We start from the raw sequence: 13,384 nt of genomic DNA, 5'->3' as shown, positions 1-13,384 counted from the left end.
GCCGTCATGGCCGGGACAAGCCAGGGCATGACGAATATTTATTGAGCGATGCTACGCCGCGCCCGCCACTGTTCCCTGGTCTGGCCCCAGAGGTGGGTGGTGGCATTGATCGGGGCGGGCAGCCGTCCCTCGCGCAGGTAGCTCGAGCCGAGCCGCTTCGCCACCGCCTGCGAGGCAGCGTTCTCCGGCGCGATGCAGTGGATCACCTCGGTCCAGCCCAGATGGTCGAAGGCCCAGTCGATGGCCGCCGTCGCGCCCTCGGTGGCGTAGCCCTTGCCCCAGGCGTCGCGCGTCAGGCTCCAGCCCACTTCGGTGCCGGGCCATTCGGCCGGCAGCCAGGGACCCAGCCGGCCAATCCAGCGCCCGGTCGACTTCTCGATCACCGAGAACATCGAGAAGCCGTCGATGGCCCAGGCGCCGGTCATGAGGCAGATCGAGCGCCAGACTAGGGCCGGCGGCATCACGCCGCCCAGATGACGCATGACCTCCTCGTCGGCCCCGAAGGCGAGCCAGGGTTCGTAATCTTCACGTTCCGGCGGCCGCAGGATCAGGCGGGCGGTTTCGAGCTGGGTCATGAGAACATGCTCTTGTCTGGATCGGGCCGTGCATTATGTCTGCCTGATCGGGCGATAGTACCGGCTAACATATTGCGAAAGCAGGATAAACAGAAATTAAGCAGAAATAAGCCGGAATAGGGAGTGGATTAGCGAATATACGGCGGAATAAGCTAAAATATCACATCAATAATGAATTATAAGTATTTCAAATAATTGATTATTACCACGAATATAGTCGAAAAACTGTCTCGACGTGTTCCCGGCACAACGGCAGTCCCGGCGGCGATGTGCTGAAACACGCAGTGGAATTTATATTTGTACTTATTATATTGAAAATAATGACTTACTGTTTTTATATAACCCTAAAAGTTAGAATTTGCAGCGGCGCCTCAACTGCTCCCGACATGGGCTTTCGCAAGAGTTAGACGTCTTTGCCGCTCCGTTCTCCCGTATCTGGGATTCGTCCGCGAACGTTCTCCGGCATAGCCCTCCGGAGCACCACTTATCCACAAGATATTGGGAATCAACACAATTCTGCCACACCCAGTCTGGGATTCGGATTCCTTGCGTTCTGGTTTTGCGGCCCTAGGTCGCGTATCGTAGACCGTGAACGGGACTCGAAAATCCGCCGCCTGATTCGCTGAAACGAAGGTCGCATGAGCCACGCCGATTTCGTCCATCTCCGGGTTCATACCGCCTATTCGCTGACCGAGGGCGCGATCCGGGTCGGTAAGCTGGGCGACCTTTGCCAGCGGTACCGCATGCCGGCGGTGGCGATCACCGACACCAACAACCTGTTCGGCGCCCTGGAATTCTCCAAGGAGATGGCCGGCAAGGGCATCCAGCCGATCCTCGGCTGCCAGCTCAGCCTGGCCCGTGCCGACCTGGCTCAGCCCAGCGCCCGCAACCTGAAAAAGCCGGACCCGGACAAGGTCGTGCTGCTGGCCCAGACCGAGGCCGGCTACGCCAACCTGATGAAGCTCTCAACCAAGGCCTATCTGGAGCCGCCGCCGGGCGAGGTGGCCCAGATCCAGTGGGCCGACCTGGAAGCCTGCGCCGAGGGCGTGATCTGCCTGACAGGAGGTCCCAGCGGACCAATCGCCCGGCTGGTGCTGGACGGCCAGATCGACGCCGCCCGCGAGCAGCTCAAGACTTTGGCCGGTATCTTCCCCGGCCGGACCTATGTGGAGCTGCAGCGCCATGGCTGGGCCTCGGAAGCCAAGAGCGAGCCCGGCCTGCTCGACCTGGCCTATGAGCTCAACCTGCCGCTGGTCGCCACCAACGACTGCTACTTCCCCGACGAGGACATGTATGTGGCGCATGACGCGCTGCTCTGCATCGCCGAGGGCTCTTACGTGGGCGAGCAGAACCGTCGCCGCGTCACCCCCGACCACCGCTTCAAGTCGGCCGAGGAAATGCGGGTGCTGTTCGCCGACCTGCCCGAGGCGATCGACAACACGCTGGTGATCGCCCGCCGCTGCGCCGTGAAGGCCAATGAGCGCGCGCCGATTTTGCCCAATTTTGGCGACGGCACCGGCGAGAGCGAGGCCGACATGCTGCGCCGGATGGCGCGCGAGGGCCTGGAACTGCGCTTGCAGCAGATCGGCGTCACCGACCCGGAAAAGGCCAAGGTCTACCACGACCGTCTCGATTTCGAATGCGACACGATCATCGGGATGAAATTCCCCGGCTACTTCCTGATCGTGGCCGATTTCATCCAGTGGTCCAAGCGCAACGGGATTGCCGTGGGTCCGGGCCGCGGTTCGGGTGCCGGTTCGGTGGTCGCCTGGGCGCTGACCATTACCGATCTCGATCCGCTGCGCTTCGGCCTGCTGTTCGAACGTTTCCTAAATCCGGAACGCGTGTCGATGCCCGACTTCGATATCGACTTCTGCCAGGAACGCCGCGAAGAGGTGATCCATTATGTGCAGGACAAATACGGCTCCGCCAACGTCGCCCAGATCATCACCTTCGGCAAACTGCAGGCCCGCGCTGCCCTGCGAGATGTGGGCCGCGTCCTTCAGCTGCCGCTCGGGCAGGTGGACCGCATCTGCAAGCTGATCCCGAACAACCCGGCGAATCCGGTGACGCTGGCGCAGGCGATCAAGGAAGAGGTGCGTCTGCGCGAGGAACGCGACCGCGACGAGAATGTTGCCCGCATGATGGACGTGGCGCTGAAACTGGAAGGTCTCTACCGCAACGCCTCGACGCATGCCGCCGGCGTGGTGATCGGCGACCGGCCGCTGGTCGAACTGGTGCCGCTCTATCGCGATCCGCATGCCAGCATGCCGGCCACGCAGTTCTCGATGAAATACGCCGAGGCCGCCGGCCTGGTGAAATTCGACTTCCTCGGCCTCAAGACCCTCGACGTGCTGGAAAAGGCCATCAACCTGATCCGGCTCAGGGGCGTGAACATCGAACTGGCGGAAATTCCCCTGTCGGACCAGCCGACCTTCAACCTGCTCGGACGCGGCGATGCGGTCGGCGTGTTCCAGTTTGAAGGCAGCGGCATGCGCGACATGTTGCGCAACATGAAGCCCGACGCCTTCGAGGATCTCATCGCGCTCGTGGCGTTGTATCGCCCGGGTCCGATGGAAAATATCCCGAGCTACATCGCGCGTAAGCATGGCAAGGAAAAGCCCGACTACCTGCATGACTGGCTCAAGCCGGTGCTGGAGGAAACCTACGGCGTCATCATCTACCAGGAACAGGTGATGGAAATCGCCAAGGTGCTGGCCGGCTATTCGCTGGGCGATGCCGATCTGCTGCGCCGTGCCATGGGCAAGAAGATCAAGGCGGAGATGGACGCGCAGAAGGACCGCTTCGTCAACGGCGCCAAAGCCAAGGGCGTCGATCCGGAGCGGGCCGCCTTCATCTTCGAACTGGTCGAGAAATTCGCCGGCTACGGTTTCAACAAGAGCCACGCGGCGGCCTATGCGCTGGTCGCCTGGCATACCGCCTACCTGAAGGCCAATTACCCGGTCGAGTTCATTGCCGGTTCGATGACGCTGGATATTTCCAACACCGACAAGCTGAATGTCTTCCGCCAGGAATGCGCGCGACAGGGCATCACGCTGCTGCCGCCGGATATCAACAAGTCGCTGGTCGAATTCTCGGTCGAATACGACAGGCACGAGAAAGGCGCGATCCGCTATGCGCTTTCGGCTGTGCGCAATGTCGGCGCCGCGCCGATGGCGGTGATCGTGGCCGAGCGCGAGAAGAATGGCCCGTTCAAGTCGCTGTTCGACTTCGCCAGCCGTGTCGATCCCGCCGCGCTGAACAAGCGCATGCTGGAAAATCTGGCCAAGGCCGGCGCTTTTGATCATCTGGAAAAGAACCGCGCCAGGGTGATCGCAGGACTCGAAACCCTGATCCGCTTTGCCCAGAGCAAGGCCGAGGAACGCAATTCCAACCAGGTGAACCTGTTCGGCGGCGGCAAGACCGAAGAGCGCCTGCCCAAGCTGCCCGAGGGCGACATCTGGACGCCGATGGACCAGCTCGCCAAGGAATTCGAGGCGATCGGCTTTTATCTGTCGGCGCATCCGCTCGATGCCTATCAGGCCACGCTCAACCGCGTCGGCGTGAAGCGCTACACCGAGGCGCTGAAAATGATCGGCGCCAGCGAAAGCATCGTGAAGCTGGCCGGCACCGTGATCTCCAAGCAGGAGCGTACCTCGCAGAAGACCGGGAACCGTTTTGCCTTCGTGCAGTGTTCGGACGCCTCGGGCATGTACGAGGTGATGTTGTTCTCCGAAATCCTCGCGCAGCACCGCGACATGCTGGAAGCCGGCACCAATGTGGTCTGGACTCTGTCGGCGCGTGCCGATGGCGAGCAGCCGCGGCTCAGCGCGCAGAAGATCGAGAAGCTGGATGACGTGGCGGCGCGCGCCGCCGCCGGGATCAAGATCCTGATCGAGGACGACCGCCCGCTGGCGCAGATTCGCACCCTGCTCGACAAGGCCGGCAAGGGCAGGGGACAGGTGATGCTCGGTCTGCAGATCGACGAGGCCGGCAAGCCCGACATCGAAGCCGATATCAAGCTGAAGGAAACCTTCGCCATCAACCCGGCAACGCGCCACCAGATCCGCGTGCTGCCCGGCGTGCGCGAGGTTTATGACATCTAGGGTGACTCCATGACCGCGCAGCCGACCGCGATCCATCGCAAGGATTATCGCGCCCCCGATTTCCGCATCGAGACGGTGGAGCTGGAATTCGACCTGCAGCCCGAGGCGACGCGGGTCAAGTCGAAGCTGGCGGTTGCGCCCCAAAGCGCCGGCGCGGCACTCAAGCTGGATGGCGAAGATATCGAACTGCTGTCGGTCGTCATTGATGGCCGCAAGCTGTTGCCGGCCGATTACACGGCGGACGAACACGGCCTGACCATCGCCACCGTGCCGTCCTCGGCCTTCACGCTGGAAATCGAGACCAGGATCAATCCGAAGGGCAACACGCATCTGTCGGGTCTGTATCAGTCGAGCGGTGTCTATTGCACACAATGCGAGGCGCAGGGCTTCCGCCGCATCACCTATTTCCCCGACCGGCCCGATGTAATGTCGACCTATCGCGTCACTATTCGTGGCGACAAAAAGGCCAACCCGGTGTTGCTGTCGAACGGAAATCTGGTGGAAGAGGGCGGTTTGTCGGATGGCCGGCATTATGCCGTCTGGCACGACCCCTTCCCGAAGCCCTGCTATCTCTTCGCGCTGGTCGCCGGTGACCTTGCCGTCAACGAGGATGAATTCGTCACTCGCAGCGGCCGCAAGGTGGCGCTGCGGATTTTTGTCGAGCATGGCAAGGTGGAGCGCACGGCTTACGCGATGGATGCGTTGAAGCGTTCGATGCGCTGGGACGAGACGCGCTTCGATCTGGAATACGACCTCGACCTGTTCAACATTGTGGCCGTCAGCGACTTCAATATGGGCGCGATGGAAAACAAGAGCCTGAATGTCTTCAACGACAAATACATTCTGGCCGACCACGAAACCGCCACCGACACCGACTATGCCGGCATCGAGGCGGTGGTGGCGCATGAGTATTTCCATAACTGGACCGGCAACCGCATCACCTGCCGCGACTGGTTCCAGCTCAGCCTGAAGGAAGGCCTCACCGTCTTCCGCGACCAGGAATTCACCTCCGATATGCGTTCGCGCCCGGTCAAGCGCATCCAGGATGTGCGCCTCTTGCGCGGCCGCCAGTTCCCGGAAGACGCAGGACCTCTCGCGCATCCGATCCGGCCCGACAGCTACATCGCCATCGACAATTTCTATACGGCGACGGTCTACGAGAAGGGTTCCGAAGTCATCCGCATGATCCATACCATGCTGGGTGAGGACGGCTTCCAGAAGGGCATGAAGCTCTATGTCGAGCGCCATGATGGCGAAGCCGCGACCTGCGACCAGTTCGTCGCCGCCATGGCCGACGCCAACAAAGTTGACCTCTCGCAGTTCCAGCGCTGGTACAGCCAGGCCGGCACGCCGGAAGTGGTGGTCGAGGGCAGCTATGATCCCGGGAGCGGCGATTACGAACTGACGGTGACGCAGGTTGTGCCACCGACGCCGGGCCAGCCCGACAAGCAGCCGGTGCAGATGCCGTTCGGCATCGGCCTGCTGGATGCACAGGGTCGTGACATCGCGTTGAAAGCGGATACTGCCGCGATGCCGCGGCCCGGTATGCTGAATGTCACGGCGCCGACGCAGACCTTCAAATTCAAGGGCGTGCCCAAACCGAAGGCGATCTCGCTTAATCGTGGCTTCTCAGCGCCGGTGGTCGTGAAAGCGAAGCAGCCGGGCGAGGCGCAGGCCTTCCTGATGGCGCATGACAGTGATGCCTTCGCGCGCTGGGAGGCCGGCCAGCAATATGCCACCGAGCTGCTGCTCGCCCGCGTCGCCAATCCGGCCAAGCCGTTCGATCCGGCCTTCATTGAGGCCATCGGTCTGACACTGCGTGACGACAAGCTAGAGCAGGCCTTCGTCGCTGAAGCCATCACGCTGCCCAGCGAGGACTATATCGCCGACCGCATGGCCGTGGTGGATGTGGACGGCATTCATGCGGCACGCCGCGCGCTCCGGCTGGAAATCGTGCGGACATACCGCAAGCAGCTTGAAGACATTTACAGCCGCAACACGACGCCCGGCACCTACAGCCCGGATTCAACCTCGGCCGGCCGGCGCGCGCTGAAGAATGCGGCTTTGTCGTACCTGTCGGAACAGGCCGATGAAGACGCCGGCCTGCGCCGCCTGATCCATGACCAGTATTCAAAAGCCGACAACATGACCGACCGCGCGGCAGCCCTTCGTCTGCTGGTCGACATCGCCGGCCCTGAACGCGAGGCGGCGCTGGCCGATTTCTACCAGCGCTTCGCCGACGATGCGCTGGTGCTGGACAAATGGCTCATGCTGCAGGCGATCTCGACGCTTCCCGAGACGCTGGAGAATGTACGGTCGCTGCTGACACATCCGGCTTTCTCGATGCAGAAGCCGAACAAGGTGCGCTCGCTGATCGGGGCGTTTACCGCCAATGCGCTGCGCTATCACGCCGCCGATGGCTCGGGCTATGCCTTCCATGCCGACCGCATGCTGGAACTGGAGCCGATCAATCCGCAGGTGGCGGCAAGACTGCTCGCGCCGCTGGGGCGCTGGCGGCGGTTTGACGCGGCCCGGCAGGAAAAGATGAAAGCCGAGTTGCGTCGGGTGCTGGCGAAGCCGAACCTGTCGCGCGATGTCTACGAGATCGCCTCGAAGTCGCTGGAAAACTAAGGACTGTAGGCGCGCAGGAAGGCGCTGACCGCGGCATCGACGCGGCGGCGGATTTCCTCGGCCGGCATCTCGCCGTCGATGCGCAGCGTGCGCCGCATGCTGCGGTGGCCCATCAGCATGCCGAAGAACTGCTCGGCGGCCAGCACCGGATCGCTGACTGCCAGCCGTTTGGCACTGGTCTCGCGGTCGAGATAGGCGGCGAGGCGCGCCAGACCCCGGCCCGGGCCGTTGGCGTAAAATGTCGGGCCCAGAGTCGGGAAACTGGCTGCGGAGCCGATCAGCAGGCGCTGGAACTGCACGGCGCGGTCAGACAGTATTTTGGTCAGGAAGCTGACGCCCAGTGCGGTCAGCACGTCGCGGGGCGTGGCATCCGGTGTCAGTTCGGCGAGCGCCGCCGTGATCGGACCCGAAGTGTCCTGCACGATGGCGGCGAACAGATCGTCCTTCGACTCAAACAGATTGTAGATCGTCTGGCGCGAGACGCCGGCACGGGCGGCGATGGTTTCCAGCCCGACGCCATAGCCGTGCTCGAAGAACAGCTCGCGCGCGGTATCCAGGATCGCCGCGCGCTTGGCGGGATCGACGGGACGTCCGCGTTTTGGCGACATCTTGTTCAATGTGCGTCTCCCGGAGCGGGTGTCTGCTTCGGCTTCTGCGCCAGCACCACGGCGACGGCCGCGGCGGCGAACAGCAGGCTCAGCAGGAAGAAGACATCGATGAAGCTCATCAGATAGGCCTGGCCCTGCACCTTGTTGGTCAGCATTCTGATCGCCAGCTGGGTCTGGTCGGCCGGGCTGCGGTCGCCGAACATGCCGGCAATGCTATCGATATACTGCTGCACTTCCCAGCGGCCGGGATTGATGAAATCCACCATCCGGTTCCAGTGGAAGTTGGTGCGCTCGGTCATGATCGTGTTGATGCCGGCCAGACCAAACGCGCCGCCCAGATTGCGTGTCAGGTTGTAAAGCCCGCTGGCGTTTTTCAGCTCGCTCTGCGGCAGTGTGCCGAGCGCGATCACGTTGATCGGCACGATGCAGAACATCAGGGCTGCGCCGCGCATGATCTGCGGAATGAGAAGCTCGTCGAATTTCCAGTCGCCGGTCAGGCCGCTCATCATCCAGGTGCTGGCGGCCAGCAGCGCAAAGCCGAAGGCCAGCACCGGGCGCGGATCGGGCGACTTGCGGGCGAGGAAGCCGGCCAGCGGCGCCGAGCAGAACTGGGCCAGGCCGGTGATGAACATGATCTCGCCGATCTGCAGGCTGTTGAGGCCCTGAACGCGGCCGAGATAGAGCGGCAGCAGGTAGACCAGGCCATAGAGGCCGACGCCAATGGTCAGGCTGAACAGACAGCCGGTGGCGAAGTTGCGATTACGGAAGGCCTTCAGGTCAACGATGGGATTGCGATAGGTCAGGCTGCGCCAGAAGAAGACGAGCGCGCCGATGAAGCTGGCGAGCGCGAACCAGCGCATCGCCTCGTCGGCGAACCAGTCCTTGCGGGTGCCTTCCTCCAGTACGTATTCCAGGCTGCCGAGGAACAGCGCCAGCCCGATGAGGCCGGAATAGTCGAAGCCCTTGATCAGGGAGTAGTCGGGCTTGTCGATATCCATGAAGCTCCAGACCAGCGCGATCACGGCGATGCCGGGCACGATGTTGATCAGGAACAGCCAGTGCCAGGAGAACAGCTGGGTCAGGTAGCCGCCCAGCGTGGGGCCTATCGTGGGCGCGAGCGTGGCGACCAGGCCGATGATCACGGTCGCGCCGGCCATCTTGTTGCGCGGAAAGATCATGTAGGTGGTGGCAAACACGGTCGGGATCATCGCGCCGCCGAGGAAGCCCTGCAGGGCGCGCAGCACGATCATGGTTTCCAGATTGGTCGCCATGGCGCAGCCGATGCTGGCCAGCGTGAAGCTGGCGGCCGAGATGGTAAACAGCACGCGCGTCGACAGCAGCCGCGAGAGATAGCCGCTGAACGGGATCATGATCACTTCGGCAATCAGATACGAGGTCTGCACCCAGCTGATCTCGTCGGCGGACGCCGACAGACCCGCCTGGATTTCCGTCAGCGATGACGACACGATCTGGATATCCAGGATCGCCATGAACATGCCGAGCACCATGGCGAAGTAGCCGATCATGCGGCCCTTCGGCAGGGCGCCCTCGGCCGGCATTGCGGGCGCAGCCATGGTCGCTGCTGAGGCAGACATAGGCTTAGCGCGCGGCGGTCTGCATGGCGGCGGTGCCGCGCTTGTCGATATCGACCACCACCGACATGCCGGGCACCAGCGGCGGATTACCCTCGGCCTTGTCGAGCATCAGTTTGACCGGCACGCGCTGCACGATCTTGGTGAAGTTGCCGGTGGCATTGTCAGGCGGCAGCAGGCTGAACTTGGCGCCCGATGCCGGTGCGAAGCTGTCGATGCGGCCCTTGATCGCCAGATCGGGGAAGGCATCGACATGCAAAGTGGCGCTCTGGCCGGCCTTCATGCCGTTCAGCTGTGTCTCCTTGAAGTTGGCGACAACGTAAAGCTCGTCGGTCGGCACGATCACCATGATCTGCGTGCCGGGCTTCACATACTGGCCGGTCTGACCGGTGCGGTTGCCGATCACGCCATCGACGGCGGCGCGCACAACAGTATTGTCGAGATCAAGCTTGGCGGCGGCGAGATCGGCTTCGGCCTGGGCGATCTGCGCCATGGCCTGTGCGCGGTTGGCCTGCAGCACGCCGGTCTGGTTCTGCTCCAATGTGCGTGCCGCTTCGGCGCGGTCGACGGCAGCTCTCGATTTGCGCTGGTCGGTCTGGGCGATTTCGAGCTTCTGGTTCGAGACGTAGTTGGATGCGGCGAGCGCGCGATAGCGTTTCAGATCCTCGTCGCTGCGCTGCTGATCGGCGCGGGTGCTGCGCAGCGAGGCATCGGCTTCGGCAATGGCGGCATGCTGGCTGGCGATCTGGCGGTCGATCACGTCGATGGCGGCGCGGCGCGCCTGTACGGCGGCGGCGGCCTGCGCGACCTTGGCGCGGTAATCGCTGGCATCAATCTCGAACAGAACCGTGCCGGCCTTGACCTGCTGGTTGTCAGTCACGGCCATATTGGTGATGTAGCCGGTCACTTTCGGCGCGACGACAGTGATGTCGGCGCCGATATAGGCGTTGTCGGTGCTTTCGATGAAGCGGCTGTAGCTCCACCAGTGCCAGGCGCCATAGGCGGCACCGGCGGTAGCCACGAGAGCGACAGCGGAGAGGACGGCTTTTTTCTTGGTCATGGTCGGGTTCCGGGGAAGGGAGGCGAGGTCATCAATAGAATTACTGTACGGATCTGTCCATGAAATAACCGAGCACCCGTGATCCCGGTCACAGGGAATGGCTGCGCAAGGCCCGGATAGTTTCGAAAGCCCGCCCGGGCGTATCCAAAGGCCTGAACCGGAGCCGAATCATGCCAATCAACCCCTTGAATCGCCTGTCCTTTGCCAATCTGGCTGCCAACGGGGCCGAGCAACTCGCCATGGCAGCGATCCCGCTGATGGCAGCGCTCACCCTGGGTGCCACGGCCGAGACCATGGGGGCATTGAGTGCAGTCCAGACCCTGCCGTTCCTGCTGTTCTCGCTGGTGGCCGGCATCTGGGCCGACCGCATGCCGCGCCACCTGCTGATGGCCGGCAGCGAAGCCGGCCGCGCGCTGCTGCTGGTGCTGGTGCCGGTACTCGCCTTTGCCGGATGGCTCGATCTGGTCAGCCTCGGGCTGCTGGGTTTTGCCCTGTCGGCCTGCACGGTGATGTTCAACGTCGCGGCGCAGGCCTATCTGCCGGCCATCGTGGCGCGCGAAGGCCTGCCGGCGGCGAATGCGAAGATCGAATTTACCCGCGCGGCCGCCGTGTTTCTCGGGCCGGGCATTGCCGGCGCGATTGCCGGCTGGACCTCGCCGGCCTGGGCGCTGGCGGTCTCGGCGGTCACCTCGGCGATGGCGGTCTTGCTGATGCTGTCACCGGGCATGCGGCGCGATCTTCCCGTCACCGCGCGGCCACCGATCCGTCGCGCGCTGGCCGAAGGCCTTGTGGTGGTGTGGCGGCACCCGCTGCTGCGTGCGATTGCCGGCTGTGCGATGGCATGGAATTTCAGCTGGTTCGTGCTGATGGCGGTGTTCGTGCTGTTCGCGGTCAACACGCTGGGGCTGACGCCGGCGCAGGTCGGCATCGCGCTCGGCGCGCAGGGGCTGGGGATGCTGCTGGCCGCACTGGCGGCACCCACGATTCATGCGCGACTGCGGCTTGGAATCATGATCATTCTCGGGCCGGCGACATCGTTGTTCGCGGCCCTGGCCATCGGCGCATCGACGATGCTGCGCGACGACGCGGCATTCGCCATGCTGCTGACCGGTTTCTTCCTGTTCGGCTTCGGTCCGATGCTGTGGACCATAGGCCAGACCAGCTTGCGTCAGGCCATCGTGCCGCTGCGGCTGATCGGCCGCGTCAGCGCGATACAGCAGGTGGCGACACTGGGCATGCGGCCGCTCGGTGCGCTGGTCGGCGGTGTGGTCGGTGAGAGATTTGGGTTGGAGGCAGCGATCTGGCTGGCGGTCGCGGGCTATGGCGTGCAACTCGCCGTCATTCTGCTGTCGCAGATGCCCGCGCTGACGGCTTTGCCCCCGGCAATGGAGGAGGAGGGCGTCGCCGCCTAGTCTTCAGCCTTCTGAACGGTGGGCTTCGGCAGCTTGAAGCCGATGGCGCCACGTAGATCGGCGCCTTCCAGATCGGCGCCGCGCAGATCGGCATTGGTCAGATCGGCATCCAGGAAAGAACAGCCGCGCAAATTGGCGCTGCGGAAATCGGTCAGGGTCAGGATCGAACGGTTGAACACCGCGCCTTCCAGGTCCGCGCCCTGGAACTTGGCCTGCGTGAGATTGCATTCCTGCAGGGAGGCCGACTGGCGGCGATGCATCGCGCCGGAAATGCTGACGGTGGAGAGCTTCGCTCCGCGGAAGTCGGCGTTGGTCATGATTGCACGGTCGAACTTCGCGCCCTGCAGGTTGCAGGTGGCGAAATTGGCATTCAGCATCATCGCGCCACGGAGGTCCGACAGCACGAAACGCGAGCCGGAGAAATCAGTGTTGCGCAGGATGGCGTAGGAGAAATCGCCGGCCGAGAAGTTGATGTTGGTCAGCTTGAGGTCGGAAAGATCGTAGCGGCTGAAATCCACCCGCATGCCCTGCTTGCCGAGCGTCTCGATCCAGGTGAGATGCTCTTTCACGATGAATTGCAGCGAGCGGTCGAGGCTCTCAAGGCTGCGCGGCATGATCGCCTTGGTGACGTCGGCGTCGCGCAGATCGATCGGGCGGAAGTAGGCTGCCGTCAGATCGGCGCCCTCGAAATTCGTCTCGTTCAGCACGGCGCCTGCAAGTACGGAACCATGCAGGATGCAATGCGAGAGATTGGACGCGGTGAGGTCGGCGCCGGTGAACAAACATCCGGAGAGATTTGAGCCAGACAAATCCGCGCCGTTCAGCTTGGCGTTGGAGAAATTGCAGTTGCTGAGATCGGTGTTGCGGCCAACCACCTTGCCGAGCTTGGCGGAGGTGAGATTGGCGCCCGCCATCTTGGCGTTATCAATCGAGGTGGCGCGTTTCAGCACGGCAATCAGGTTGCCGTCCTCATCCGGGCGCAGCAGTACGCCATCGCGGATATCGGCATTGGTCAGATTGGCCGCTTCCAGATTGGCGTTACGCAGGTTCACACCGCGCAAATCGGCCTTGGTCAGGTCAGCGCGGCGAAAATCGGCACCCTGCATGTCGGCGGCGAAGAATGAGGAGCCCACCAGGGCTGCATGGCTGAAGTCGGCATAGTTCAGCTTGCTGCCGACGAAATCGGCCGAGGTAAGTTCCTTGCCGCTGAAATCGACGCGTGAGGCATCGCGGAAATGCAGCACCATCCGCTTGCCGCCGCGTACGCCACGCACGTAGTTGGCGTGGGACTCGAACATCTCGTCCACTTCGTATTGGGCAATAACCTTGACGGGGTTGTTCATGCTCGCGGGGTCTGTCTCGGGTTCTTTTGTGGCCAGCCTAGCATAGGGGGCAATGGT

General features: G+C 62.9%; 8 protein-coding genes. 3 read left to right on the top strand and 5 right to left on the bottom strand.

What is annotated here, in order from left to right; all coding sequences use genetic code 11:
• Positions 1–38 precede the first annotated feature (38 nt).
• Positions 39–575 (bottom strand): GNAT family N-acetyltransferase, encoded by a 537-nt coding sequence (locus tag FNB15_RS17640; protein WP_144257977.1) that lies wholly within the window; start codon positions 573–575, stop codon positions 39–41.
• A gap of 638 nt (positions 576–1,213) precedes the next feature.
• Between FNB15_RS17640 and dnaE the strand changes: the two genes are divergently transcribed.
• Together dnaE and pepN are read left to right on the top strand one after the other, a co-directional pair.
• Positions 1,214–4,681, top strand: a complete 3,468-nt coding sequence (gene dnaE, locus FNB15_RS17635) for a DNA polymerase III subunit alpha (protein ID WP_144257976.1) — start codon at positions 1,214–1,216, stop codon at positions 4,679–4,681.
• Between the two features lie 9 nt (positions 4,682–4,690).
• A complete protein-coding gene (gene pepN, locus FNB15_RS17630; protein WP_144257975.1) occupies positions 4,691–7,312 on the top strand; it encodes an aminopeptidase N in 2,622 nt (873 codons plus the stop codon).
• Here pepN and FNB15_RS17625 read toward each other — a convergent pair.
• From FNB15_RS17625 to FNB15_RS17615, 3 genes are read right to left on the bottom strand one after another with little or no spacing between them, the layout of a single operon-like run.
• A complete protein-coding gene (locus FNB15_RS17625) occupies positions 7,309–7,920 on the bottom strand; it encodes a TetR/AcrR family transcriptional regulator (protein ID WP_246068872.1) in 612 nt (203 codons plus the stop codon). The genes pepN and FNB15_RS17625 overlap by 4 nt on opposite strands.
• 5 nt (positions 7,921–7,925) lie before the next feature.
• The gene (locus FNB15_RS17620) at positions 7,926–9,494 is read right to left on the bottom strand and encodes a DHA2 family efflux MFS transporter permease subunit (RefSeq protein ID WP_246068722.1); all 1,569 of its coding nucleotides are present in this window, start codon (positions 9,492–9,494) and stop codon (positions 7,926–7,928) included.
• Positions 9,495–9,519: 25 nt separating this feature from the next.
• Positions 9,520–10,572 (bottom strand): HlyD family secretion protein, encoded by a 1,053-nt coding sequence (locus tag FNB15_RS17615; RefSeq protein WP_144257972.1) that lies wholly within the window; start codon positions 10,570–10,572, stop codon positions 9,520–9,522.
• 170 nt (positions 10,573–10,742) lie between these two features.
• On the opposite strand from FNB15_RS17615, the gene FNB15_RS17610 reads away from it, so the two are divergent.
• On the top strand, positions 10,743–11,984 hold the full coding sequence (locus FNB15_RS17610) for an MFS transporter (protein ID WP_144257971.1): 1,242 nt from the start codon (positions 10,743–10,745) through the stop codon (positions 11,982–11,984).
• On the opposite strand, the gene FNB15_RS17605 is transcribed toward FNB15_RS17610, so the two are convergent.
• Positions 11,981–13,327, bottom strand: coding sequence for a pentapeptide repeat-containing protein (locus tag FNB15_RS17605; RefSeq protein WP_144257970.1), 1,347 nt, complete (start codon positions 13,325–13,327; stop codon positions 11,981–11,983). The genes FNB15_RS17610 and FNB15_RS17605 overlap by 4 nt on opposite strands.
• Positions 13,328–13,384 lie beyond the last annotated feature (57 nt).

It is taken from the genome of Ferrovibrio terrae, from assembly GCF_007197755.1.
GTDB lineage: Bacteria > Pseudomonadota > Alphaproteobacteria > Ferrovibrionales > Ferrovibrionaceae > Ferrovibrio > Ferrovibrio terrae.
This window is presented reverse-complemented; position numbering and strand designations above follow the sequence as displayed.

Coding starts and splice junctions, on each gene's coding strand:
- FNB15_RS17640 (WP_144257977.1), bottom strand. CDS start 575: ATGACCCAGCTCGAAACCGCCCGCCTGATCCTGCGGCCGCCGGAACGT.
- dnaE (WP_144257976.1), top strand. CDS start 1,214: ATGAGCCACGCCGATTTCGTCCATCTCCGGGTTCATACCGCCTATTCG.
- pepN (WP_144257975.1), top strand. CDS start 4,691: ATGACCGCGCAGCCGACCGCGATCCATCGCAAGGATTATCGCGCCCCC.
- FNB15_RS17625 (WP_246068872.1), bottom strand. CDS start 7,920: ATGTCGCCAAAACGCGGACGTCCCGTCGATCCCGCCAAGCGCGCGGCG.
- FNB15_RS17620 (WP_246068722.1), bottom strand. CDS start 9,494: ATGGCTGCGCCCGCAATGCCGGCCGAGGGCGCCCTGCCGAAGGGCCGC.
- FNB15_RS17615 (WP_144257972.1), bottom strand. CDS start 10,572: ATGACCAAGAAAAAAGCCGTCCTCTCCGCTGTCGCTCTCGTGGCTACC.
- FNB15_RS17610 (WP_144257971.1), top strand. CDS start 10,743: ATGCCAATCAACCCCTTGAATCGCCTGTCCTTTGCCAATCTGGCTGCC.
- FNB15_RS17605 (WP_144257970.1), bottom strand. CDS start 13,327: ATGAACAACCCCGTCAAGGTTATTGCCCAATACGAAGTGGACGAGATG.